The 23,678-nt window shown below is 38.8% G+C and carries 21 protein-coding genes and 1 tRNA gene; 10 read left to right on the top strand and 12 right to left on the bottom strand.

Annotated elements, in window-relative coordinates:
* Nucleotides 1-8: 8 nt before the first annotated feature.
* The 3 genes from mnmG to ACSVH6_RS02420 are packed head-to-tail and all read right to left on the bottom strand — an operon-like array spanning nt 9 to nt 5,672.
* Nucleotides 9-1,880 (bottom strand): tRNA uridine-5-carboxymethylaminomethyl(34) synthesis enzyme MnmG, encoded by a 1,872-nt coding sequence (mnmG, locus tag ACSVH6_RS02430; RefSeq protein ID WP_438075197.1) that lies wholly within the window; start codon nt 1,878-1,880, stop codon nt 9-11.
* Nucleotides 1,880-2,305 carry an rRNA maturation RNase YbeY gene (gene ybeY, locus ACSVH6_RS02425; protein WP_438075195.1) on the bottom strand — a complete coding sequence of 142 codons (426 nt, stop codon included), beginning with the start codon at nt 2,303-2,305 and terminating at the stop codon, nt 1,880-1,882. The genes mnmG and ybeY overlap by 1 nt, the downstream gene beginning before the upstream one ends.
* The gene (locus tag ACSVH6_RS02420; RefSeq protein ID WP_438075193.1) at nt 2,298-5,672 is read right to left on the bottom strand and encodes a hypothetical protein; all 3,375 of its coding nucleotides are present in this window, start codon (nt 5,670-5,672) and stop codon (nt 2,298-2,300) included. Before ACSVH6_RS02420 ends, ybeY begins: the two co-directional genes overlap by 8 nt.
* Before the next feature lie 132 nt (nt 5,673-5,804).
* Between ACSVH6_RS02420 and gltX the strand changes: the two genes are divergently transcribed.
* Nucleotides 5,805-7,310 (top strand): glutamate--tRNA ligase, encoded by a 1,506-nt coding sequence (gltX, locus tag ACSVH6_RS02415; protein WP_438075191.1) that lies wholly within the window; start codon nt 5,805-5,807, stop codon nt 7,308-7,310.
* A gap of 123 nt (nt 7,311-7,433) precedes the next feature.
* On the opposite strand, the gene ACSVH6_RS02410 is transcribed toward gltX, so the two are convergent.
* Nucleotides 7,434-8,078 carry an outer membrane beta-barrel protein gene (locus tag ACSVH6_RS02410; protein WP_438075190.1) on the bottom strand — a complete coding sequence of 215 codons (645 nt, stop codon included), beginning with the start codon at nt 8,076-8,078 and terminating at the stop codon, nt 7,434-7,436.
* A 78-nt stretch (nt 8,079-8,156) separates the two neighbouring features.
* On the opposite strand from ACSVH6_RS02410, the gene ACSVH6_RS02405 reads away from it, so the two are divergent.
* A complete protein-coding gene (locus ACSVH6_RS02405; protein ID WP_438075188.1) occupies nt 8,157-9,143 on the top strand; it encodes an SPFH domain-containing protein in 987 nt (328 codons plus the stop codon).
* 27 nt (nt 9,144-9,170) lie between these two features.
* Here the strand turns inward: ACSVH6_RS02405 and ACSVH6_RS02400 are convergent, their stop codons facing one another.
* From ACSVH6_RS02400 to ACSVH6_RS02385, 4 genes are all read right to left on the bottom strand, one after another.
* Nucleotides 9,171-9,425, bottom strand: a complete 255-nt coding sequence (locus ACSVH6_RS02400) for a DUF6327 family protein (protein WP_438075186.1) — start codon at nt 9,423-9,425, stop codon at nt 9,171-9,173.
* Nucleotides 9,426-9,427: 2 nt separating this feature from the next.
* Nucleotides 9,428-9,778, bottom strand: a complete 351-nt coding sequence (locus ACSVH6_RS02395; protein ID WP_438075185.1) for a competence protein — start codon at nt 9,776-9,778, stop codon at nt 9,428-9,430.
* Nucleotides 9,778-10,071, bottom strand: a complete 294-nt coding sequence (locus ACSVH6_RS02390) for a YtxH domain-containing protein (protein WP_438075183.1) — start codon at nt 10,069-10,071, stop codon at nt 9,778-9,780. The genes ACSVH6_RS02395 and ACSVH6_RS02390 overlap by 1 nt, the downstream gene beginning before the upstream one ends.
* A 286-nt stretch (nt 10,072-10,357) precedes the next feature.
* Complete coding sequence (locus tag ACSVH6_RS02385; protein WP_438075181.1) at nt 10,358-12,043, bottom strand: glutamine--tRNA ligase/YqeY domain fusion protein; 1,686 nt, start codon at nt 12,041-12,043, stop codon at nt 10,358-10,360.
* A gap of 83 nt (nt 12,044-12,126) precedes the next feature.
* On the opposite strand from ACSVH6_RS02385, the gene folB reads away from it, so the two are divergent.
* Together folB and ACSVH6_RS02375 are read left to right on the top strand one after the other, a co-directional pair.
* Nucleotides 12,127-12,486 carry a dihydroneopterin aldolase gene (gene folB / locus ACSVH6_RS02380; RefSeq protein ID WP_438075180.1) on the top strand — a complete coding sequence of 120 codons (360 nt, stop codon included), beginning with the start codon at nt 12,127-12,129 and terminating at the stop codon, nt 12,484-12,486.
* Nucleotides 12,487-12,584: 98 nt separating this feature from the next.
* Nucleotides 12,585-12,655: transfer RNA gene (locus ACSVH6_RS02375), tRNA-Cys, on the top strand.
* Between the two features lie 41 nt (nt 12,656-12,696).
* Here ACSVH6_RS02375 and ACSVH6_RS02370 read toward each other — a convergent pair.
* Genes ACSVH6_RS02370 through rnr form a run of 3 tightly spaced genes read right to left on the bottom strand, consistent with a single transcriptional unit; the run spans nt 12,697 to nt 16,294 of the window.
* Complete coding sequence (locus ACSVH6_RS02370; protein ID WP_438075178.1) at nt 12,697-13,386, bottom strand: LysE family translocator; 690 nt, start codon at nt 13,384-13,386, stop codon at nt 12,697-12,699.
* Between the two features lie 59 nt (nt 13,387-13,445).
* Nucleotides 13,446-14,111, bottom strand: coding sequence for a head GIN domain-containing protein (locus ACSVH6_RS02365; RefSeq protein WP_438075176.1), 666 nt, complete (start codon nt 14,109-14,111; stop codon nt 13,446-13,448).
* Nucleotides 14,112-14,113: 2 nt separating this feature from the next.
* Nucleotides 14,114-16,294, bottom strand: a complete 2,181-nt coding sequence (rnr, locus tag ACSVH6_RS02360) for a ribonuclease R (RefSeq protein ID WP_438075174.1) — start codon at nt 16,292-16,294, stop codon at nt 14,114-14,116.
* Nucleotides 16,295-16,405: 111 nt separating this feature from the next.
* Here rnr and ACSVH6_RS02355 point away from each other — a divergent pair, with 111 nt between their 5' ends.
* The 6 genes from ACSVH6_RS02355 (at nt 16,406) to ACSVH6_RS02330 (ending at nt 22,245) form a co-directional block, all read left to right on the top strand.
* Nucleotides 16,406-16,639, top strand: a complete 234-nt coding sequence (locus ACSVH6_RS02355; RefSeq protein ID WP_438075172.1) for a DUF2007 domain-containing protein — start codon at nt 16,406-16,408, stop codon at nt 16,637-16,639.
* 636 nt (nt 16,640-17,275) lie between these two features.
* Nucleotides 17,276-17,707, top strand: coding sequence for a ribose 5-phosphate isomerase B (rpiB, locus tag ACSVH6_RS02350; protein WP_438075170.1), 432 nt, complete (start codon nt 17,276-17,278; stop codon nt 17,705-17,707).
* A 2-nt stretch (nt 17,708-17,709) separates the two neighbouring features.
* Entirely contained in the window at nt 17,710-18,615 is a 906-nt protein-coding gene (locus ACSVH6_RS02345; RefSeq protein WP_438075168.1) for a cation diffusion facilitator family transporter, read from the top strand.
* Between the two features lie 5 nt (nt 18,616-18,620).
* On the top strand, nt 18,621-19,439 hold the full coding sequence (locus tag ACSVH6_RS02340) for an NAD(P)H-hydrate dehydratase (RefSeq protein ID WP_438075166.1): 819 nt from the start codon (nt 18,621-18,623) through the stop codon (nt 19,437-19,439).
* A 9-nt stretch (nt 19,440-19,448) separates the two neighbouring features.
* A complete protein-coding gene (locus ACSVH6_RS02335; protein WP_438075164.1) occupies nt 19,449-21,572 on the top strand; it encodes a Tex family protein in 2,124 nt (707 codons plus the stop codon).
* A gap of 310 nt (nt 21,573-21,882) precedes the next feature.
* A complete protein-coding gene (locus ACSVH6_RS02330; protein ID WP_438075162.1) occupies nt 21,883-22,245 on the top strand; it encodes a helix-turn-helix domain-containing protein in 363 nt (120 codons plus the stop codon).
* Nucleotides 22,246-22,296: 51 nt separating this feature from the next.
* Here the strand turns inward: ACSVH6_RS02330 and ACSVH6_RS02325 are convergent, their stop codons facing one another.
* On the bottom strand, nt 22,297-23,676 hold the full coding sequence (locus tag ACSVH6_RS02325; protein ID WP_438075160.1) for an alpha/beta hydrolase family protein: 1,380 nt from the start codon (nt 23,674-23,676) through the stop codon (nt 22,297-22,299).
* Nucleotides 23,677-23,678 lie beyond the last annotated feature (2 nt).

Below are 23,678 nucleotides of genomic sequence, written 5' to 3'. Positions count from 1 at the left end.
CGTATACACTATCTTCCCATATAAATTAATAATACAGAAATATCAGCGGGGGAAACACCACTGATTCGGGAAGCTTGAGAAATGGTCACCGGTCGAATGGTTGACAATTTTTGTTTGGCTTCTATAGACATGGATTTGATTTTGTGATAATCGAAATTCTCGGGGATTTTAATATCTTCTAATCGAATCAGCTTTTCGGCATTGTTTCTTTCTTTTTCGATATATCCGGAATATTTCACTTGGATTTCGGCTTGTTCGATAATTTCTTTATCTAAATCATTATCCTGGATGTACTGTTGTACTTTCTCGAATTTTAATATATCCTCTAATTCAATTTGAGGTCGGGAAAACACTTTGAACATTTTGTCTGATTGTGTCATCGGAGCACTTTCCTTTTCCAATAAAATAGGATTGGCTTCCTCATGGCTTATACTGGTTTCTTTGAAGAAATTGACCATTTTTTCGCTTTCATTCAACTTATGTTCCATTCTTCTCATTCTCTTTTCGGAGGCTAAACCGATTTCAAATGATTTTGGTGTTAAACGGAAGTCGGCATTATCCTGACGTAATAAGGTTCTGTATTCGGCACGGGAAGTAAACATGCGGTATGGTTCCTCAGTTCCTTTGGTAATTAAATCATCAATCAACACTCCAATATAGGCTTCATCACGGCGAAGAATCATGGGCTCCATTTCTTTGACTTTTAGTGCCGCGTTTATCCCGGCCATCATTCCTTGGGAAGCTGCTTCTTCATATCCTGTGGTCCCGTTGATTTGACCGGCAAAATACAAGCCGTCCACCAACTTCGTTTCGAGCGTATGTTTTAATTGAGTAGGCGGAAAATAATCGTATTCGATAGCATAACCAGGACGGAAGAACTTTACTTTTTCAAATCCTTCCACGGAGCGCAATGCTTTGAACTGAATGTCTTCCGGTAAAGAGGTTGAGAATCCGTTCACATACACTTCAACCGTATTCCACCCTTCCGGTTCAACAAACAATTGGTGTCTTTCTTTGTCGGCAAAGCGATTGATTTTATCTTCAATAGACGGACAGTATCGTGGTCCGATACTTTTAATTCTGCCGTTAAACATTGGAGAACGATCAAATCCTTCGCGCAAAATATTGTGTACTTCATTTGAAGTGTAAGTCATGTGGCAAAGCTTTTGATGCACCAAAGGCTTTGTTTCATCCGAATAAGAGAATTTATCCGGCACTACATCGCCGGGTTCTTCACGCATTTTAGAATAGTCTAAAGAACGGCCGTCTACCCGTGGCGGTGTTCCTGTTTTCATTCTTCCGGCTTCAAATCCGGCTTTGATTAAATCTTCGGTGATACCAAAGGCGGCGCTTTCACCGGCTCTGCCTCCACCAAATTGCTTTTCCCCAATATGAATAAGTCCGTTTAAAAAAGTACCATTAGTTAGGATGACTGTTTTGGCTTTGATTTCAATACCCAAAGAAGTGACAACACCTTCCACTTTGCCATTCTTAATCAGAAGTCCTTTGACCATTTCCTGATAGAAGTCAAGATTAGGCGTCTGCTCCAACATCAATCGCCATTCTTCAGCAAAACGCATTCGGTCACTTTGCACACGAGGAGACCACATGGCAGGTCCTTTCGATTTGTTCAGCATCTTGAACTGAATCGCAGTTTTATCAGAAACAATTCCTGAATAGCCACCCAAAGCGTCAATTTCGCGAACGATTTGACCTTTGGCAATTCCTCCCATGGCAGGATTGCACGACATTTGAGCAATGTTCTGCAGACTCATGGTAACCAACAAAGTTGCACATCCCATGTTGGCAGATGCTGCGGCGGCTTCACAGCCGGCATGCCCTGCCCCAACCACTATAGTATCGTATTTTTCTAAAAACATTATTCTTTATGTTTCACGTGGAACATCTTCATTTTTTCCTCTTCCTTATCACGCATCACCATTTCGTCTTCATTGGTTTTGTCTTTGTATCCACAGTAATGCAACACACCGTGCGCCATCACTCTTCTAAGTTCTTCTTCAAAAGAAACATTAAAATCGGCTGCATTATCACGCACTCTTTCAATAGAAATGAAAATATCTCCGTGTAATTCGTTTCCTATAGAATAATCAAAACTGATAATGTCTGTTAGCGTGTCATGATCCAAGTATTGCTGGTTTATTTCCAACAAATAATCGTCGTCGCAGAAGATGTAATTAATCTCGCCTTCGTTCTTTAATTCAGAGCTAATGACTTGGGAAAGCCAGTCTGAAAAAACAGTTTCATCTTCTAACTGAAAATCTATTTCGTAATTAAAACTAATCATTGGATTTAAAATATTCTTGAACCTTTTGGTTAAAATTGGAGCGCAAAGGTAAGCTTTGTCTATTTAAAATTTCAATGCTGTTCAAATATTCTTGCAGTTTGCTAGGTAAAGCATTCGCCTGATTATTAAATTCTTTCTTGTTGGTTTCTGACTGCCGCTTTTTATCCTCACCTTGCTGTTGCATAGCTTTTTGCAGTTTCAGCAACTCGTATTTCACGTTTAAAATCTTCTGTAGGGTTTCGTTGTTAAACCCTTTGTTGAGCAATTGCTTTTCAATTTGTTTCATTTGCTCCAGAGCATTTTGACCATTTCCACCCACTCCTTGTTTGTTTAATTCTTTTTCCAAAGCTTCACGCAATTGCTGCTGTTCTTTGTAAATTTCCATGATTGCTTTGGCGTCGCCTTCTCCATCCTGACCGTTTTCACCGCCTTTATCCTGACCTTGACCCGAACCATTATTTCCGCCTTTTTGACCTTTATTCCCTTTACTGCCTTGTTGACCATCACCTGGTTTTTCACCTTTATTTCCTTGTTGGCCTTCTCCGGGCTTGTCACCTTTCTTCATCCCCTTCTTCATCTTTTCACTCAAGCCTTCCTGTTTCTTTATGATATCGGGGAGCTGCATGCCTTCTCCCTGTCCCTGTCCAGGTTTTGGTTTTCCTTGACCCTGTCCTTGCATTTGCATCTGCATTTGCATTCCGTTCAGAATATCACTCAACATATCGGCTAATTTATTGGAAGAAGAAACCGCATACTGCTGATGTGAATTACCTTTAACGACATTGGCCTCAACCAAAGTCTCGATGGCTTTATCCACATTGTATTGCACATTGCCGATTTCTTTGGTAATGTCTTCCGCTATTCTTGGGTTGCGCAATGACATGGCAAAGAGACTATCATCCACATGTTTGAATTGTTGCTTCAAATCTTGTTGGATTTTTAAGTTTTTATTGAACGACGGAGCACCTCTTTTCAGGTTCTTAAATTGTTTCATTACGTCTTCCTGGGAAAAAGAATAAGCCAAAAGATTATCTAAAATCTGACGCAACATGGCCACATCTTCTTCCATTTGTTCCATCTCTCCGGATTCCATTTGTTCCTGCATTTGCTGGCTCATTTGCTTCATTTTTTTGGAAGCGCTCTTTTGTTTGGGTTTGGCTTTGCTTTTTTGTTGCTTTTGCAATTGGTCTTTGGCATCCTTTAAATCCTCGTCGATGCTTTTCTCTTTGTCATCGGTTTTGGGCAAATCCATAGGGGCTTTGAGCTCCTTGTTTTCCTTTTCTAAATCATTGAGTTCTTCCTGAAGCTTGTCAAATTCTTTATTGATTTCCTCTTGCTTTTCACTGGTATTCTCATCTGTTTTTTCAGCGAGTTTATCCTGCTTGTCGGCAAGCTTATCCAATTTATCAGCTATTTGTTCCGCCTTTTTCTCTACGTAATACCGCTTGGTCAATTCTACCAACTGTTCCAAACTCTTGGTTTGATTTTTGCTGGTTTGCTGGAATTTCTCCATCTTTTCAAACAACTCTTCTTTGCTGATTTTATCATTCAGTTTTTTGAGTTCGTCAAGCAGCTTTTGATTCTTTTCTAAATCTTCTTTTGTTTTTTCCAAACGTTCCTGAAGTTGCTCCTTCTTTTCGTCATTTTTGTCTGATTTGAATTTCTCCAGATTGTCTTTCATCTTCTCTGAGAATTCCTTCATCATTTCATCCTGTTGTTTTTGTCGTTGGATGAAATCATTCACTTTCTGTTGGTCTTTGTACTCTAAATTGTCTTTCTCCTTACCCATCTTTTGGAGCTTATCCATTTCAGACAATTGCTTGTCTTGTGCTTTTAATGATTTAGACAGTGAGTTAATATTTTCATTTTGCTGTTTGAGCATCTCGTCCTGCTTTTCGGTTTCTGTAGCAATTCGGTTGCTGAACACCGATGACTTGGTACTTTTGAAATTGTGAATGGCATCGTTATCAAAAATCTCAAAATAGTATTCATACGAAACACCTTCCTGCACCGGAAGATTACTTGGGAAAGCAAACACAAACTGGTCATACACGTCTTTCTTAACCGAAATAACCGCTTTTTTGGCTACATTGGGAGTGTCTTTAGGATAATAGACGATTTGTAGTTTAGAAAGGCCGTAATCGTCTGAAACCTGTCCCAGCACATAATTTTTGTTTACTTTCAAACTGTCCGGAGCATTGTTTACGGTTATCGTCGGGAATTGGTCCTTGATGACAGAGATTTGATAGTTTAGCTTTTCGTAGTTCTGAACCTTAGCATTGGAGGTTAAAATTTGGTAATCGACATTTTGAAGTATGCTTTTGGACAACAAAAACGTATTGTCCTGTTTGGTAAATGCGTAATGGGCATTCTCATTAACCCAATCCACTTTTTGGGTGGCTAAGGTGTTCATTCGCCAAGTTACTTTAGTTCCCTCCGGTATAATGGCGTTGCCGGTTCCTTTGATAACTTCCGCTTTTTTATTTAAATAGCCCGGGAAATTGAGTACCATTTCAAAATTAGCAATGGAAGGAACGGTCACCACTTTCAATTCGTAATCGTGTGAAGAAACGTCATTCGCTTCGATATGAAACGCTACATCTTCTGAAGGTTTTGGAATTACAAATTCAAATTCTCCGGCTTTGTTGCTTTCCATGAAGTAACTCTCATCACCAATGAAAATCATGGCGTTTTCAGGAACCACATTTCCAACAGTTTTTACTTTTAAAAGAAAATCTTTGTTTTGTTCTGTTTGCAGACTAGTATTCACCACTACAAATTCAAACGGAGCCGGTGGCAGAAACTGCTGTTTGAAATGCACTACGCGGTTTAAACTTTGTGACAAAATATCGCCTTTGCCTGAAATGAGGAAAAACAAAAAGAACAGCACGGGAATAACTGCCAATGGTAAATATTTTTTGTTTTTACCGAGATTGATAGCATTTCCAAAAGGGATGGGCTGTAAGGTAGTTGCTTTTTGATTGATAGAGGCCAGTAAGAGCTCTGACTTGTTTTGATCTTTAGACAACTGTAAAAAATTGGTCAGCTTATCCCCTACTTCACTGAAATGGTTTCCTATGATGGCAGAGGCTTCCTTATAATCGATGCCTTTTTGCAATTTGAACAGCTTAAATATGGGGAACAAAATGAAACGCAATAACAGAAAAAGCTCTACCGCGATGAAAAGAGAAAATAAAATGGTACGGGCGGTAGGTTTAAGCCAAAGAAAATATTCTATAAAGAGTGTGAAGATAAAATACAACAGCCCCAATCCTACAAAGAATATGGTGCCCCGCAACAGTTCATTGGTATAAAACTTCTTGATAAAGTCTTCTAACTTTTGATAAATAATCCTTGAATTTTCCAAAATTGTTAATCATTTGTTTATAACCGATAAATGTACAATTTTTACTGAATACCCAAGCGTTAAAAATTTGTCAATGAAAAATCGATAAATACTGCTCAATTAAATTTTATCTTTGCACAAAATTTAAATAAAATGTCAAGACCTGTCAGAGTTCGTTTTGCTCCCAGTCCGACTGGACCATTACATATCGGTGGTGTTCGTACTGCTTTGTTCAATTATTTGTTTGCCAAAAAACATAACGGTGTTTTTTATTTACGAATAGAAGATACTGATCAAAATCGTTTTGTTCCCGGAGCCGAAGCTTACATTTTTGAAGCCCTGGATTGGTTAGGTATTGCACCCAGCGAAACCGTTGGTAAGAATGAAAAATTCGGGCCTTACCGACAATCCGAAAGAAAACATTTGTACAAACAATACGCCGACCAATTGGTTGATTCCGGTTGGGCATACTATGCCTTTGACACAGCAGAAGCCTTAGATGCTCATCGAAAACAACACGAAGCTGAAGGGAAAACTTTTATTTACAACTGGCACAATCGTGAAAAATTAGATACTTCATTGGTCATTTCGGCAGCAGAAACAGAAAAGAGAATTGCCAATGACGAAGCTTATGTCATCCGTTTTAAAACACCGGTAAACGAAACTTTGCAATTGCACGATATCATTCGTGGTGATTTGAAGTTTGAAACCAATTTGTTAGACGACAAAGTATTGTTCAAATCCGATGGTATGCCAACTTATCATTTGGCGAATATTGTGGACGACCATTTGATGGAAACCTCACACGTTATTCGTGGTGAAGAATGGTTGCCTTCGATGCCGTTACATCATTTGCTCTACAAAGCTTTTGGTTGGGAAGCACCTGAATTTGCGCATTTGCCGTTGATATTAAAACCAATAGGTAACGGAAAATTATCGAAACGTGATGGTGATAAAATGGGATTCCCCGTATTCCCATTGGAGTGGAAAAGTGAAGAAGGCATTTCATCAGGCTACAGAGAAAAAGGGTTTTTCCCGGAAGCGGTGGTGAACTTTCTGGCCTTGTTAGGCTGGAATGACGGAACCGACCAGGAAATCTTTTCTTTAGAAGAATTGGCTGAAAAATTCGATTTGAACCGAGTGCACAAAGCCGGAGCCAAATTTGATCCGGAAAAAAACAAATGGTTCAATCATCAATACCTGCAAAAACAAAGCGATGAAAGTTTGGCAGAAGCCTTTGCTCCTACTTTAGCCGAGAAAGGAATTACAATTGAAAAAGATAAATTAGTCCGCATCGTATCTTCCATTAAAGAACGTGCCAACTTTGTTTCAGAGTTTTGGGATTTAGCCGATTATTTCTTCACAGCTCCGACTGTATATGATGAAAAAGCAGCCAAAAACTGGAAGGAAGAAACGCCAAGATTGATGCAGGAATTGATTTCGGTATTGGAAAACATCAGCGATTTTACTTCGGTAAGCATCGAAACTGTGGTAAAAGACTGGATGACTCAAAACGAAATTGGCATGGGGAAAGTAATGCAGCCGTTCCGTTTGAGTTTGGTAGGCGCGCTGAAAGGGCCTCATTTGTTTGATATCGTCGAACTCATTGGCAAGGAAGCCACTATTGAGCGACTGGAGAAAGCTATTGAACGTTTGTAAATAAAAAACAAAACTCAGTTTAGCTGACTCGTTATTTAGTTTTGAGTACTCGTTATAAAGTTTAGCCTACTCAATTTAGTTTGGTTTACTCATAAAAAAAGCCCCAATGATTTGGGGCTTTTTTTATAGATTGAATATCACCTGTCCGTTAATCGTTCCAAGGTTTCCTTTGAAAGTATTACCGTTGTTTAAAGGTTTCAAATCGTCATTCTTATTGAGTTTATTTAAAATATTAGTAAACCCGTATTCGTAAAAAATGACAGCCCGTATGGTTTTGCTTCCGGCCGAACAACCCAGGTAGAAATTCCCGCTAATGGGAGAAACATCTACAATTTGGTCCGCTTTTAACATTGTTCCTTTGATGGTTTTATTGGCATTACTCCCATCAGTTTTGAGTTTTCCATTAACTTGAAGCACCGGTCCAAAGTCTAGCGAAACATGATCTTCGATTACATTGTAACTGAGTAAAAGTCGGATTTGAACTCCGGACAGGTTGTATTTAATTTTTTGGTTGAATGTGGATTCAGTAGAGAAATTATTGGAAAAGAACTGCATACCATAAATCATACTCCAATTGTTGTAGTAATTCCCGCGAACGGAAAGTCCACCGGCAAAACCCATTTCGGGTTTGGTATTAAAATTATTAGTAAATAAAGTGGTTTGAGAAACACCAAAAGAAAGTCCGATTCGGTTACCGTCACGGTAGCCATACTGTGCAAATCCTAATGTTGTGGAAAACAACACCAGTAGCAGTATTTTTTTATTCATAAAGCAGTCACTTAAAATTTGTAACAAACATACATATATTTCGTATAAACACTGTCTAACAATTTTAAATTATAAATCATGCCATTTATCCTTATTCTTTTATTTTTTGGTTTAGTGCTTTTATTTTCGTCTTTCTTTACAGTTAAGCAACAAACAGCTGTGGTCATTGAGCGTTTCGGAAAGTTTCTCAGCATTCGAAATTCGGGTTTACAACTTAAACTTCCTGTTATTGACCGAATTGCAGGTCGGGTAAACTTAAGAATCCAACAATTAGACGTTATCATTGAAACCCAAACCAAAGACAACGTGTTCATCAAGATGAAAGTTTCGGTTCAGTTCAAAGTGATTCAGGAACATGTTTACGAAGCTTTTTATAAGTTAGAATATCCGCACGATCAAATAACTGCTTATGTTTTTGATGTGGTTCGTGCCGAAGTACCAAAATTAATTTTGGATGATGTATTCGTCAGAAAAGATGATATTGCTATTGCTGTAAAACGTGAATTGAACGAAGCCATGATGGCTTATGGGTATGACATTATCAATACTTTGGTAACCGATATTGATCCGGATATTCAGGTAAAAAATGCGATGAACCGTATCAATGCTGCCGAAAGAGAAAAAACGGCTGCCATGTTTGAATCAGATGCACAACGCATTCGAATTGTTGCTAAAGCCAAAGCAGAAGCCGAGAGCAAAAAGCTTCAAGGACAAGGTATTGCCGATCAGCGTAGAGAAATTGCCAAAGGATTGGTGGAAAGTGTGGAAGTATTAAACAAAGTAGGTATCAATTCGCAGGAAGCTTCGGCGCTTATTGTGATTACACAACACTATGATACATTGCAGGCTATTGGTGCTGATACCAATTCGAATTTGATTTTGTTGCCTAACTCTCCCCAAGCGGCCAGTGATATGCTGAACAATATGGTCACCAGTTTTACAGCTTCGAGCATCATAGGAGAAGAGATGAAAAAACAACCGAAAAGAGTGAAAGACAGAGGGAATAAAACTTCTATGGATTACAACCCGTCGGATACTTCCAACCCGGGAGAACCCACAAAATAATATCAGATACGACACAAAAAAAGAGGCTTAATCGCCTCTTTTTCTGTTTATATACCAATTGATTGCTATTGGAATTAATGCTTTTACAATCGTCCCAACTGTACCTGAAAAAACTTCTTTGTACACATTACTAACAAAAGAAAGGGTTTTAGAGGGAACCAAACTCTCCTTAGTTTTTTCTACACCAAGGCGAACCCTTTGATAATAGATTTCGCGTTCAACTCTGAGTATTTCCAGCTCCTGCTCTATTTGAGCGTAGGAAGAATATTTTTTGTTTTCCATAATTATTCATTAAAAAATATCTCGGAGAATTTCTCCAGGATAGGCCCTTCTACAATTTTGTCTTTCACTAAAAAAAGCAGTAAGGCCAAGACCAAAAAAATACCCGCTACCAACAAAAATCCCAGAGGGTAACTTCCTAAGACATCCCCCAGAGCCAATGCACCGGCGACTGAAACAAATAACAAAACTATGGTTAAACACAAAGCAATCAGTAAGAACTTGAGTGCCAGAGTGGTTGATTTCATAGCTACCTTAAAACCCCAAAGCTTATAATAGGCCAAGCTGGTTTCAACGTAAGCCTGAGCGTTCTCTTGAATATCTTCAAGATTGTCTTTTATTTCCTCCAGTGCCATTATTTATGAAGTTTGGCATTTTGAGCCTTGAGCTCAGCTAATTTTTCTTCCAAATAAGTGATGGCTTCTTCCGCTTTGTAACTCGATTTAGAAAGCATCTCATCAATAGAATCTTTTAACTCTTCTTTGGTGTCTTCGTACTTTTCTTTAGCACCTTCTTTCAAATCATTGAAACCGTCTTTAATTTTTCCTCTGGTTTTTGAACCTTTATCAGGGGCGAATAAAATCCCCAATCCAATTCCGACTGCCGCTCCTGCTAAAAGTGCAATGAGACTGTTATTTTGTGATGACATAATTTTAATTTTTTTTTATTTAATTAAAGTTACGAAAAAAATGGATGTATTGAAAGTTAAATCGACTTAAAAACACAAAAACTTGTTTTAAAGGGCTATAATCACAGTTCTTTTAATCAGTGATAAATTTACTTGTTTCTATTTTAAAAATGGAACAAAAACAAAATATGAAAGTCAATTTTAATAGTTTAAAATTATATTATTTATTTTTTAATTGATTTTATAAATAATAAAAAAGCCCACTAAAAAGTGAGCTTTTCATTTGTAAAATCTATTTTTTATAAATTTAGTCTTTGGCTTCTACTTTGGCCCAAGTATCTCTTAAACCAACCGTTTTGTTAAAAACTAATTTTTCTGCAGAAGAATCTTTGTCTACACAAAAATATCCCAAACGTTGGAATTGAAATTGGTCTAAATTTTTAGCCGATTGCAAACTTGGTTCTACATAACCTGTGATTATCTCCAATGAATTCGGATTGATAAATTCTTTAAAGTCGATTTCTTTATTACCATCCGGACTTTCATGTGAAAACAATCGGTCATAAATACGAACTTCTGCAGGAATCGCGTGTTTGATGGACACCCAATGAATGGTTCCTTTTACTTTTCTTTGAGAAGCTTCCGTTCCACTGCCACTGCGGGAATCTGTGTCATAAGTACAGTGAATTTCGGTAATATTACCATCGGCATCCTTAATAACACTTTCTCCTTTAATGATATAGGCGTTTTTCAGTCTTACTTCGGTACCTAAGGTCAAACGGAAAAATTTTTTGTTGGCTTCCTCCTGAAAATCTTCTCTTTCGATATATAGTTCTTTAGAAAAAGGCACTTTTCTGTAGGTCATCACGGCTTCTTCCGGATTGTTTTCGGCTTCTAACCATTCTTCTTGTCCTTCAGGATAATTGGTAATGACCAACTTTACCGGATTCAAAACGGCCATCACACGATGTGTCGACTTATTCAATTCTTCACGAACGCAAAATTCTAACAAGGAAACGTCGATTAAGTTGGTTCGTTTAGCAATACCAATAGTATTAGCAAAATTACGGATGGCCATAGGCGGATAACCACGTCTTCTCATTCCGGAAATGGTACTCATACGGGGATCATCCCAACCACTAACATGTTTTTCTTCAACCAATTGCAATAGTTTTCTTTTGGAAACTACAGTATGTGAAAGGTTTCTGCGGGCAAATTCTCTTTGCTTTGGTCTAACCTTAGTTGCGTCGTATACTTGGTCTAAAAACCAATCGTATAGCTCTCTGTGCGGCAAGAATTCAAGCGTACAGAAGGAATGTGATATTTGCTCTAAATAATCACTTTCACCATGAGCCCAATCGTACATAGGATAAATACACCATTGGTCACCGGTTCTGTGGTGGTGCGAGTGTAAAATGCGATACATAATTGGGTCACGCATCAACATATTGTTGTGTGCCATATCTATTTTGGCACGAAGAATATGGGTTCCGTTAGGGAATTCACCATTTTTCATGCGTTCCAAAAGGTCTAAATTCTCTTCAACCGAACGATTTCTAAAAGGAGAATCAGTTCCCGGTTGTGTTGGTGTACCTTTTTGTTTCGCCATTTCTTCCGAAGTTTGGCTATCTACATAAGCCTTACCTTTCTTAACGAATTCAACGGCCCAATCGTATAATTGCTGGAAATAATCTGAAGCATAACATTCGTTAGCCCATTTAAAGCCTAACCATTCGATATCTCTTTTGATAGCGTCAACATATTCCTGCTCCTCTTTGGCCGGATTGGTATCATCAAAACGCAGATTTACCGGTGCCTGATAATCAATTCCCAAACCAAAATTCAGGCAAATAGCACTCGCATGACCTACGTGTAAATACCCGTTAGGTTCCGGTGGAAAACGAAAACGAAGCTTATCTTTTGACAATCCGCTTTTCAAATCTTCCTCTATGATTTGCTCTATAAAATTTAAGGACTTCTCTTCTGTTGACATTATTTTTGTAATTTTAGCAAAGATATGTTTAATTAGTCAATTTGAAAATTTGAAGATTTGAAAATTGACAGGAAATCAAAATAATGGGGACTATTAAATTACAAAATATCAGAACTTTTTCGTTTCATGGTTGCTTAGAAGAAGAAGGAAGAATTGGTTCAGACTACCGTGTAGATTTGGAAATTAAAACCGATTTGAGAAAATCTTCGGTCAGTGATGAATTAAAAGATACAGTAGATTATGTGCTTTTGAACCAAATTGTAGAAGAAGAAATGGCTATTCGTTCTAAATTATTAGAACATGTGGCTCACAGAATAGTAACCAGAATTTTCAAAGAAATACCGGCTGTTTCCCGAATTTTATTAGCTGTTTCAAAACTGAATCCCCCAATAGGCGGTGATGTTGAAGCAGTTACTATAGAAATGGAAGAATACCGTAATTAAATACTATTTCAGAAGTGAGAAGTACAAAGTGATAAAAGAAAACTTTTTATTTTTTACCTATTGACTTTTAACTTTTTTACTATATTTGCGCACCAACTGGCATCGTGGCCGAGCGGCTAGGCACCGGTCTGCAAAACCGTATACTCCGGTTCGAATCCGGACGATGCCTCTGAATTAAGCTCTCTTTATAGAGGGCTTTTTTTTTGACATTTATTTATCGTTCTCTAACTTTTCGAAAGCCGAATTGACAATTTTTTGCTCTTTAGGAAACCAAGCCTGAGACAATAAAACAACCCCACAAATAATTAAAACGATGCTGATAAATTTCTTGATTAACAAAATGTTTTTGGGATTAAGTTGGCTGCGTAACTGTTTTGCCAGCAATATTTTAAAAATATCGGTAACAAAATAACTAAGGATTAAAGTAGTGAAAAAAGTCAGCATTCGAGAGGCTTTCAGTTCCAATTGCGGACCAATAGTAATTAGGATAGCTAACCAAAATCCTAACACGCCGATATTGATAAAATTGAGGAAAAAACCCTTGATAAATAATGAAAAGTAATTGGTTTTAGCCAACTCTTTCGGGTCAATTTCATCTATACTTTTTTTGGATTCTTTTTTGTTTTTAACAAAGGAAATAATGCCATAAGTGAGCATCACTAAGCCACCGAAAATAAATAAAGCCGGATCATTTTTGATGCTTTGAATCAAACGGTAACTACTGAAAAAAGCAATCAATATAAAAATCACATCAGCCAATACCACACCCAAATCAAACATTACCGCTGCTCTGAATCCTTTCACTACACTGGTTTCCAGTAGTACAAAGAAAACAGGTCCAATCATAAAACTTAGAAAGAAACCCAGCGGAATGGCAGATAAGATATCGTTAAGGAACATACTTGTTAAGATTTTGACAATGCAATTTAGAATTTAAATTTTAGAATCTAAAATAAAATCTACTTTGCTTCTTTAATGGTCCCTCCGGCAACAACTTTTTGATTGATTTGTTTTGGTTTTCCGTAAATGATGATTTCACCACCAGCTCTGATTTTCGCTTCAACTAAATCAGTAGCAAAAATATCGGCTTCTCCTCCTGCATTTCCGGTGATAGTAGTTTGCAAAGTTTTAAAAGTTTTAGCTTCATAAATACCTCCTGAATTGACCAAAACATCCTGATTCTGAGCACTTCCTTCCAAAGAGATTTTAGAACCGTTGGCTACTCTGGCGTTTAATTTTGACACCTCTAAAACTAATTTTACTTCCGAACCTTCTTTGGCGATAATGTCAAAAGCCGTAGCTTTAATTCTGTCACCACAGGCAATTCGGGAACCTTCATTAGCTTCAACTGCTGTGAGTTTTTTAAAGTAAACGGTAACTGAAATATTATCACCATCCAGCATTTTGGTTAACGGCATTCTGATTTTTAACTCTCCATTTTTATTGACCAATTCCACATCATCCGACTCTTTTCCCTCGAGTATTACTTTATTTTCTGTTCCGGGAACCAATAAAACATCAATGCGGTCAAAGGAAGTTACTTTGTTAAAATCGCCAACATTTTTGGCTTCTTGAGCTACAGCAATTGTACTGAGGAATAACAAACTAAAAACTAACTTTTTCATATTTATTCTTTTCTTCTGATATAATGGAAATCTAATTGTTTTTTAACCAAATCGGCATTTTTTACTTTTACATAAACTTCATCACCTAACTGCAATAATCCTTTGGTAACAGCGCCAACCAAAGCGTATTGCTTCTCGTCAAACGTATAATAATCTTCTTTGATTTCGCGGATGCGAACCATACCTTCACATTTGTTCTCGATAATTTCAACATAAATTCCCCATTCTGTAACCCCTGATATCACACCCAGGAACTCCTGATCTTTATGATCCTGCATGTATTTCACCTGCATGTATTTCACTGAATCTCTTTCGGCTTGTGCCGCCAAAGCTTCCATATCACTGGAATGCGCACATTTTTCTTCATAATCTTCTTGACTCACACTCTTGCCACCGTCCAAATAATGTTGCAGTAATCGGTGTGCCATCACATCGGGATAACGACGAATGGGTGACGTAAAATGGCTGTAAAAATCAAAAGCTAAACCATAATGACCAATGTTTTCCGTAGAATAAACCGCTTTACTCATACTTCGAATGGTCAGGGTATCCACTAAATTTTGCTCTTTTTTACCATTCACTTCGTTTAATAAATTATTCAACGATTTCGAAATATCCTGTTTGGATTTCATATTAATCGAATACCCAAATTTAGATATCACAGTTTGTAGGTTAATCAACTTATCTTCATTGGGTTCATCGTGAATACGATACACAAAAGTTTTCTTTTGTTTTCCAATAAATTCGGCTACTTTTCTGTTGGCCAACAACATAAATTCTTCAATCAAATGATTAGCATCTTTAGAGATTTTAAAGAACACCCCTACCGGTTCTGCTTCCTCATTTAAGTTGAATTTTACTTCTACTTTATCAAAAGAAATCGCTCCGGCAGCCATTCTTTTTCTTCGGAGAATTTTAGCCAACTCATCCATTTTTAAAGTAGCTTCTACAATAGCTTTCGGTGCTTTGTATTCAGCACCCGTTAAGGAGATTTCAGCTGGAATAATGTCCGATTGGGTTTCGATTATTTGCTGGGCTTCTTCGTAAGCAAAACGTTGGTCAGAATAAATTATTGTTCGGCCAAACCATTGATTGACAACTTCGGCTTTTGGGGTCAATTCGAATACAGCCGAAAATGTATATTTTTCTTCATGTGGACGAAGAGAACAGGCAAAATTAGATAAAACTTCGGGCAACATCGGTACCACACGGTCAACCAAATACACTGAAGTAGCTCTTTTATACGCCTCATCATCCAATATTGTTCCTTCTTTTAAATAGTGGGAAACATCGGCGATATGAACGCCAATTTCATAATTACCATTTTCTAAAACCTGAAAGGATAAGGCATCGTCAAAATCTTTAGCGTCTTTCGGATCGATGGTAAACGTTAAAACCTTTCGCATATCGCGACGCTTAGCTATTTCCTCTTGGGTAATCGAGGTATCAATTTTATTGGCATACGCTTCTACTTCTATCGGAAAATCATACGGCAACCCATATTCGGCTAAAATAGCATGAATTTCAGTATTGTGTTCACCCGGTTTTCCCAGTACTTTGATTACCGAACCAAAAGGCGAATCGGCTTTGGCCGGCCAATCTTCCAATTTAACTAAAACAACATCACCATGTTCGGCATCGCCTAATTTATTTTTAGGAATAAAAATATCGGTGTACATCTTGGCATTGGCCGTAGTAACAAAACCAAAATTCTTCTGAATATCGACTACTCCAACAAATTCTGTTTTGTGTCGTTCTAAAATTTCAAGTACTTCGGCTTCCGGTTTTCGGGAACTTCTTCTGTCGTAAACATAAGCTTTGACTTTATCTCCGTCTAAGGCATGATTCAAATTCACAAACGGAATAAAGACATCATGCTCTAACTCATCGCAAATTAAATAAGCTGTTTTTCGCGATGTCATGTCAATCGTTCCTTCATAGTATTTTTGACTGCTCGCTTTGACTAAATACTTACCGGGTTCTGATTCTATAATCAGTTTCTGTGCAGCAAGAATTTTTAAATCTTTGATAATTTCGTTTCTGCTTTTGGTATCATCCAGTTCCAGGATAGCAGCTATTTGTTTGTAGTTGAATGGTTTATTGGCATTCTTGGATAATATTTTAAAAATCTTTTCGGAAAATGTTTTAGTATTCTTTCCGAATTTTTTAGGCTTCTTACTCATTGTATCTTTTCTATTATTGCTGAAAATTACGAAATAGTTACAAGTTATGAGTTATAGTTTTCAGTTTTAATATAAATCTAACATTTAGTATCTTTATAAAAACTTCAAAAGATGACCGAATTTATCACCATCGCTACGTTTAATTTCGCTCATGAAATCGCCATTTTAAAAACTATTTTAGAACGAGAAGGTATTCCGTATTTATTTCAAAACGAAAATTTAGTTTCCATTGATCCGCTGGCGAGTTTTGCTTACGGAGGCATTCATCTCAAAATTCATCCAAACGATAAAGAAGTTGTTCAGCAAATTTTAGATGACCTGAATAACAATTTAAAAATTGTTTAAATCAGAAATGTTATCAACACTTACTAAAAACAACAAAAAGAAAAGATTTTAAAAATTAAATTTATGATGGTTATTATAGGGTGTTAATAGTGCCAATAACTTTTTGCGAAAAGAGATGATTTAAAAGTTTTCCCGACTTATACAGAGAAATTAACAATAGAAAGTTAAGGTAACCTTCTTAAAATGAATGAAATTTTAATTCTTATCAACAGTTGTTAACAGTTAAAAAACGGGTGAAATTTTTAATAAGTTGTAGGGTTAATTTTTGTTGAAAACCTGTTTTTTTATGCTGATAAATTTTCCAAAAAAAGACGAAACTAAATTTGATTTTTTCATTCCGGTTTTGGATTAGAAAAAAAGATGATACGACAACAAAAAACTTCTGATTTTCTATTCAAAGTTGTTAACAATTCATGTTAATTTAAAGTTAACTGATTATCAATGATTTGCAAAATGCTATTAACATGCTAAAAATTTAACATTTGAATTGAAATTTATGCAATGATTTTCAAATAGTTATAAATATATCTCATTCTGTAAAAAGGATTAGCTTTTAAGAATCAACTAGTTACAACAAAGTAAAAATCCAACCGATAGTTTCCGTAAATTTGTGCTCTTAACTACAAATACCGCAACATGAAAATCTCCATCGGAAACGATCACGCAGGACCGGACTACAAAAACGCCATTGTTACCTTTTTAGAACAAAAAGGACATCAGATTTTTAACCACGGAACCGATACTTTTGACAGTGTCGATTATCCCGATTTTGGTCATCCGGTAGCCATTGATGTAGAAACCTGTAAAGCGGATTTCGGTATCGTAATTTGCGGTTCCGGAAACGGAATCAATATGACGGTAAACAAACACCAAGGGATTCGTTCCGCTTTGTGTTGGACCAAAGAAATTGCCGCTCTGGCCCGTCAGCATAATGATGCCAACATCATCAGTATTCCCGCAAGATATACTTCTATTCAACAAGTCGTAGAAATGGTAGATACCTTTTTAAACACTTCCTTTGAAGGCGGAAGACACGCCAATAGAGTGAATAAAATTGCCTGTCAATAAAAATGGGACACCATCGCGGTCATAAACATGAAGTCAAAGGAAAGAACCTAATCTATTCCATTTTACTCAACTTACTGATAACCGTTGCACAGGTAATAGGCGGAATCCTCTCGGGAAGTTTGGCCTTGCTTTCGGATGCACTTCACAATTTTTCCGATGTCCTGTCTCTGGTGTTCAGTTTGATTGCCCATAAACTTTCCAGAAGAAAAGCCTCTATAGAAAACACCTTTGGTTACAAAAGAGCCGAACTGATTGCCGCATTTGTCAATGCCGCGACCTTGGTCATAGTGGCCTTTATATTAATTTTCGGAGCTGTAGAACGGTTTTTCAATCCGCATCCCATAGAGTCGAATCTGGTAATTTGGCTGGCACTTTTAGGAATAGTAGTCAACGGAGCCTCCGTTTTGTTGTTGCAAAAAGACGCGGAGCACAACATCAATATGAAATCGGCCTACCTGCATTTATTAACCGACATGATGGCTTCGGTAGCCGTTTTAATCGGTGGGTTACTGATGAAATTTTACGGTTGGTTTTGGGTGGATAGCGTGTTGACTATCGCCATTGCCCTATATTTAATTGTGGTCGGAGCCAAATTGTTATTAGAATCTACCAAAATGCTGATGCTGTTCACACCTGATTTTATCGATATCAAAGAGCTCGTACGCGAAGTGCATAAAATTCCCGGAGCCGGGAAATTACATCACATTCACGTTTGGCATCTGAACGATGATGAACTGCATCTCGAAGCGCATCTGGATTGCTCCGAAGATATCCGTTTAAGCGAATTCAATGAGCTGCTTCACCAGATTGAAGTCTTATTATTTGAAAAATACCATATCAATCATATCAATATTCAACCCGAATTTCAAAGAGAGGAAGCCACTAAAGACTTCATCGTTCAGGATTAATTTTTATGAGGGTAACCGATTTACATAGTATCCAAAATATTTTCAAAAAACGACTCCCTGATTCGCACAAAGGCAGCCACGGACATGTGTTACTCATAGCCGGCAGCCAAGCCAAAATGGGAGCGGCTGTTATCGCCGCAAAATCGGCGCTTCGCGCCGGTGCAGGTTTGGTGACCGTCAATGTACCGCGAAAAGAGCGAAAAATTATTTTCACAGCCGCGCCCGAAGCGATGGTAACTTTTCGTGAAGAGAAAATCAACTTGGAAAAATACAATGCCTTTGCCATAGGCCCAGGTTTAGGAACAGATAAAGAAGCCGAAAAAATGGTGGAAGTCTTGATTGCCAACGCCAGCAACCCCGTTGTGTATGATGCCGATGCCCTGACACTTTTGGTTCAACGAAATGAGCTGATAGAACTGCCCAAAAACGCCATTCTCACGCCCCACAGTCGAGAGTTTGACCGGCTGTTCGGCAACCATGATTCAGAGACTGCCCGCAGAGCTAAGGCCATTCAAAAAGCAACGGAACTGGAATGCATCATTGTTTTAAAAGGACACCACACTTTCATAACCGATGGTTCTTCCTCTTTTGAAAATACGACCGGCAATTCAGGTCTGGCCAAAGGCGGTTCAGGCGATGCCCTGACCGGTATTATTGCCGCTTTTTTAGCCCAAGGATACCAACCGCTTCAGGCGGCAATATTGGGAGTCTACCTCCACGGATTGGCTGCTGATATTACCCTTGAAACCCAAAGCCCCGAAAGCATGTTGATTACCGATGTGATCGAAAACCTGGGCAAAGCATTCTACCAAATTCAACAATAAATTCTTAAAATGACCAGCATACAATTCATTCAAAGCCAAGTTACGGCTTCGCCAAAAAGCATTGAAGCGACGTTAAAATTATTAGCCGAAGACTGCACCATTCCCTTTATTTCCCGTTACCGAAAAGACCAAACCGGAAATTTAGATGAGGTGGTGATTGAAAACATTGCCAAATTGTCCAAGCAATACGATGAGATGATAAAACGCAAAGACAGCGTGTTGAAATCAATAGAAGAGCAAGGGCAATTGACGGCGGAACTGAAAAGCAAAATCGAAAACAGTTTCGACTTACAGGAGATTGAAGATTTGTATTTGCCGTATAAAAAGAAGAAAAAAACCCGTGCCGATGTGGCTCGTGAAAAAGGGTTGGAGCCTTTGGCCAAAATCATCATGGCGCAAAACAGTGACGATATTGAGTTTATCGCTTCGAAATATTTGAATGCCAAAGTACCCAATGAAGACGAGGCGCTGCAAGGCGCCCGCGATATCATCGCCGAATGGATTAATGAAAATATTTTTATCCGGAAAAATTTGCGACGTATGTTTCAGCGCAAAGCCATCGTGGAGACCAAAGTGGTAAAGGCCAAAAAAGACGAGGAAGCCGCCCAAAAATTCTCCCAATATTTTGAATGGGCCGAACCCATTTCCAAAGCGCCTTCGCACCGATTGTTAGCCATGTTGCGTGCCGAAGCCGAAGGGTTTGTGAAGTTGAATGTGGAAATTGAAAACGAAGAAGCCCTCGAATTCATCGAAAACAATACGATTAAAAATAATAGAGAAACCGCAGACCAATTGCGATTGGCCATTAAGGACAGTTACAAACGATTATTAGAACCGGCCATTTCCAACGAAACCCTGCAAGAGGCCAAAGCCAAGGCCGACGCCAAAGCCATCGAAGTTTTTGCAGGCAATTTAGGGCAGCTTTTGTTGGCACCGCCGTTGGGAGAGAAACGCATTTTGGCCATCGACCCCGGCTATCGTTCCGGATGTAAGGTGGTTTGCCTGGACGAAAAAGGCGACTTGTTATACAACGAAACCATTTACCCGCACCAACCGCAAAACGAAATGGCTATGGCGATGAAGAAAATCAAATCGATGGTGAATGCCTATAATATCGAGGCCATTTCTATTGGTAACGGAACCGCCTCAAGGGAAACCGAATTTTTCATCAAGAAAATCGCGTTTGATAAGCCGGTACAAGTGTTTGTGGTTTCCGAAGCCGGCGCCTCGGTGTACTCGGCCAGTAAAATTGCCCGGGATGAATTCCCGAATTATGATGTAACCGTTCGTGGTTCGGTATCCATCGGAAGACGATTGTCGGATCCGTTGGCGGAGTTGGTAAAAATTGACGCCAAGTCAATAGGAGTGGGGCAGTACCAGCACGACGTAGACCAGACCAAACTGAAAGAAGAACTCGATACCGTAGTGGTGCGCTGTGTGAACTCGGTAGGGATTAACATCAATACGGCCAGCAAATCATTGTTGAGTTATGTCTCTGGCATTGGCGAAAAAATGGCCGAAAACATAGTAGCCTTCCGTTCTGAAAATGGTCCTTTTGAAGATAGAAAACAATTGAAAAAAGTACCACGTTTGGGAGACAAAGCCTACCAACAAGCCGCGGCTTTTATCCGCATTAAAGACGGAAAAAATCCGTTAGACAACTCGGCTGTGCATCCCGAAGCCTATCCGATAGTGGAAAAAATGGCTAAGGATTTGGGGTTAAAAACGGCGGAGCTTATCGGCAAAAAAGAAAAAATCAGTTTAATCAAACCCGAAAACTACATCACCTCTGATGTGGGGATTTTAGGAATTAAAGACATCCTGAAAGAACTTGAAAAACCGGGACTCGACCCCAGAAAAGCCGCCAAAGTATTCGAATTTGATGCCAATGTCAAATCGATTAAAGACGTGCGCAGCGGCATGATTTTGCCGGGGATCGTGAACAATATTACGGCCTTCGGCTGTTTTGTGGATATCGGCATTAAAGAAAGCGGACTGGTACACATTTCCCAACTCAAGGAAGGTTTTGTTTCCGATGTGAATGAAGTGGTCAAATTACACCAACACGTTCAGGTAAAAGTGGTGGAGGTAGATGAAGAGCGCAAACGCATTCAGTTGACGATGGTTTTTTAGCATCCAAAAACCACTCCCTATCCTTTTTACCCCCTAAAAAGCCCAACGTTAAAGGTTTTAGGCCTTCCGTCGATGCATCTCAATCGACGGAAGCCGCAATGTAATTGGCTGTAGTTTCAATTCCGTGTTCCGTAAATTAAACGACACGCTCCGAAGATGAATTGCAACGCACGGAATCTCGTGGTAAGGATTCCGAAGATGGAATGTAACATTCCGAAGACGGTTCTTAGGCTACTTTCGGTTTACGTAAACATTTTGGCACTTTATTTGAAGGGATTAGGGGAGTACTGTCATTTTAAAACCGTTGGCTATGATACGATTAAACATTACCCGAATTTTGAAGATGAAAGGGATCACTGAACCCAATCAGTTTTTTATTGAACGGGGACATTCCTCGAGTTATACTTATCATTTGCTGCGCAATAATCTGAATTCGCTGTCGATGAAAAAGCTGGAAATGCTTTGTCGGGATTTGAATTGCACGCCCAATGATTTGCTGACCTTTATTCCGGAACATGGGAAAATGGTTCCGCATGGTCATGCGCTGCACAGCCTGACTAAAACAGAAACCGCAACGGAGGTCAACCAATTGCTGCACAATTTGCCTTTGGAAAAGATTGAGGAATTGTACCGCGTATTGAAAGGGAACACCAAGCCGAGTGAACCGCAATAAAAAACCCCAAACTCGGGATGGAATTTGGGGTTTCTTATCGTTTTATTGCGTTTACAGTTTCAAAATCCAGCTGCTCATGGCATCCAAAACTTTAGGCGATATGGTTTCTTCGATAGTGGCATATTCGGAAACGGAGCCGGTATTGGCCGTTTGAAATAAATGGTTCAAACCGTCAAAGGATTGAACGGCAAACTTTTTATTTCCGGCTTTTTCCAACGATTTTTTTATTCCGGCCAGGTTTTCGGTGGCCAACACCTGCAAGTCTTTGGTTCCGTTGATTGCCAATACCGGAATTTTAAGTTTAGACCAGTAGGCATCGGGATTGTACTTTATGAAATATACAAACCACGGATTGGTCAGCTCCATTGCTTGTTGGTTGATTAAATCGGGCATTTTATCCTCTGGCGGGAGTTGGTTTTTAGGAAACTTTTTGAACTCTTCCGCAATAACGGTTTTGATGTCTGTTTTTAAATCATTTCCGCTGTAGTTTTTAACAAAACCGTATAGTTTTTTATTCATCCCGTTGCTGATTTTCAAGTCGTCGTCTGTGGCGCCTTCTGCTTTTGCAATGGCAGTAGACTGTAACAGCAACAAATCTTCCACCGGAATTCCGGGCCCGGCCATGGAAATTACAAAGCTTACTTTTTTGTTCTGAACCGCTACCATAGGTGCAATCATTCCGCCTTCGCTGTGGCCGATTAAACCAATTTTGGTATACCCTTTGGCCGCCAAATATTCTACAGCCGCGTTGATATCACCGGCAAAATTTTCGGAAGTATCTTCTTTAACGCCTTTGGAAGAACCACCCACACCGCGGTCATCCAATCGCAACACGCCGATTCCTTTTTTGGCAAAATCATCGGCAATAACCCAAAACGGTTTGTGACCGAATATTTCGGAGTTTCTGTTCTCGGCTCCAGAGCCTGTAATCAGGATGGCAACCGGGAAATTCTTTTTGTTTTTCGGGGTAGTCAGGGTACCCGCCAGCGTATTCGCATCTTTTGGATTCACAAAGGTAATGTCCTCGCTGTTGTAGTCGAAAGGGGCTTTAGGTTCCTGTGGTCTTTTCATTTCGAATTCGCCTTCTTTTTTGCGCGAAAGGACCAGCGGCAATGAGGCACCGCCCTGAAAAAAAGTCCCGTTTATTTTTTCGTTTTCAAAGGTTCCTTTGTATTGAATTCCGATGCTTTTGGCATCAATCGTCAGTTCATTATTGGTCAAGGTGGTTTTGTCGGTAGCCAAATCTTTCACGCCCTGCATCGGACTGTCCAAAGTGGTTTTGAGTTCCGTTCCGTTGGCCTGTATATTAAAAACCAGGGGAATTTTTGCTCCGGGAACATCGAGTTCACCAACCCAGGAACCCGCAATTTTTTGCCCAAAAACCGGGGAAAGGCAAAGCAATAAGCACAGACTTAAAAAAGATGTTTTCATAG

This window comes from Flavobacterium sp. XGLA_31, from assembly GCF_051547105.1.
Taxonomy (GTDB): domain Bacteria; phylum Bacteroidota; class Bacteroidia; order Flavobacteriales; family Flavobacteriaceae; genus Flavobacterium.
This window is presented reverse-complemented; position numbering and strand designations above follow the sequence as displayed.

Coding starts and splice junctions, on each gene's coding strand:
- mnmG (WP_438075197.1), bottom strand. CDS start 1,880: ATGTTTTTAGAAAAATACGATACTATAGTGGTTGGGGCAGGGCATGCC.
- ybeY (WP_438075195.1), bottom strand. CDS start 2,305: ATGATTAGTTTTAATTACGAAATAGATTTTCAGTTAGAAGATGAAACT.
- gltX (WP_438075191.1), top strand. CDS start 5,805: ATGTCAAGACCTGTCAGAGTTCGTTTTGCTCCCAGTCCGACTGGACCA.
- ACSVH6_RS02410 (WP_438075190.1), bottom strand. CDS start 8,078: ATGAATAAAAAAATACTGCTACTGGTGTTGTTTTCCACAACATTAGGA.
- ACSVH6_RS02405 (WP_438075188.1), top strand. CDS start 8,157: ATGCCATTTATCCTTATTCTTTTATTTTTTGGTTTAGTGCTTTTATTT.
- ACSVH6_RS02400 (WP_438075186.1), bottom strand. CDS start 9,425: ATGGAAAACAAAAAATATTCTTCCTACGCTCAAATAGAGCAGGAGCTG.
- ACSVH6_RS02395 (WP_438075185.1), bottom strand. CDS start 9,778: ATGGCACTGGAGGAAATAAAAGACAATCTTGAAGATATTCAAGAGAAC.
- ACSVH6_RS02390 (WP_438075183.1), bottom strand. CDS start 10,071: ATGTCATCACAAAATAACAGTCTCATTGCACTTTTAGCAGGAGCGGCA.
- ACSVH6_RS02385 (WP_438075181.1), bottom strand. CDS start 12,043: ATGTCAACAGAAGAGAAGTCCTTAAATTTTATAGAGCAAATCATAGAG.
- folB (WP_438075180.1), top strand. CDS start 12,127: ATGGGGACTATTAAATTACAAAATATCAGAACTTTTTCGTTTCATGGT.
- ACSVH6_RS02370 (WP_438075178.1), bottom strand. CDS start 13,386: ATGTTCCTTAACGATATCTTATCTGCCATTCCGCTGGGTTTCTTTCTA.
- ACSVH6_RS02365 (WP_438075176.1), bottom strand. CDS start 14,111: ATGAAAAAGTTAGTTTTTAGTTTGTTATTCCTCAGTACAATTGCTGTA.
- rnr (WP_438075174.1), bottom strand. CDS start 16,294: ATGAGTAAGAAGCCTAAAAAATTCGGAAAGAATACTAAAACATTTTCC.
- ACSVH6_RS02355 (WP_438075172.1), top strand. CDS start 16,406: ATGACCGAATTTATCACCATCGCTACGTTTAATTTCGCTCATGAAATC.
- rpiB (WP_438075170.1), top strand. CDS start 17,276: ATGAAAATCTCCATCGGAAACGATCACGCAGGACCGGACTACAAAAAC.
- ACSVH6_RS02345 (WP_438075168.1), top strand. CDS start 17,710: ATGGGACACCATCGCGGTCATAAACATGAAGTCAAAGGAAAGAACCTA.
- ACSVH6_RS02340 (WP_438075166.1), top strand. CDS start 18,621: ATGAGGGTAACCGATTTACATAGTATCCAAAATATTTTCAAAAAACGA.
- ACSVH6_RS02335 (WP_438075164.1), top strand. CDS start 19,449: ATGACCAGCATACAATTCATTCAAAGCCAAGTTACGGCTTCGCCAAAA.
- ACSVH6_RS02330 (WP_438075162.1), top strand. CDS start 21,883: ATGATACGATTAAACATTACCCGAATTTTGAAGATGAAAGGGATCACT.
- ACSVH6_RS02325 (WP_438075160.1), bottom strand. CDS start 23,676: ATGAAAACATCTTTTTTAAGTCTGTGCTTATTGCTTTGCCTTTCCCCG.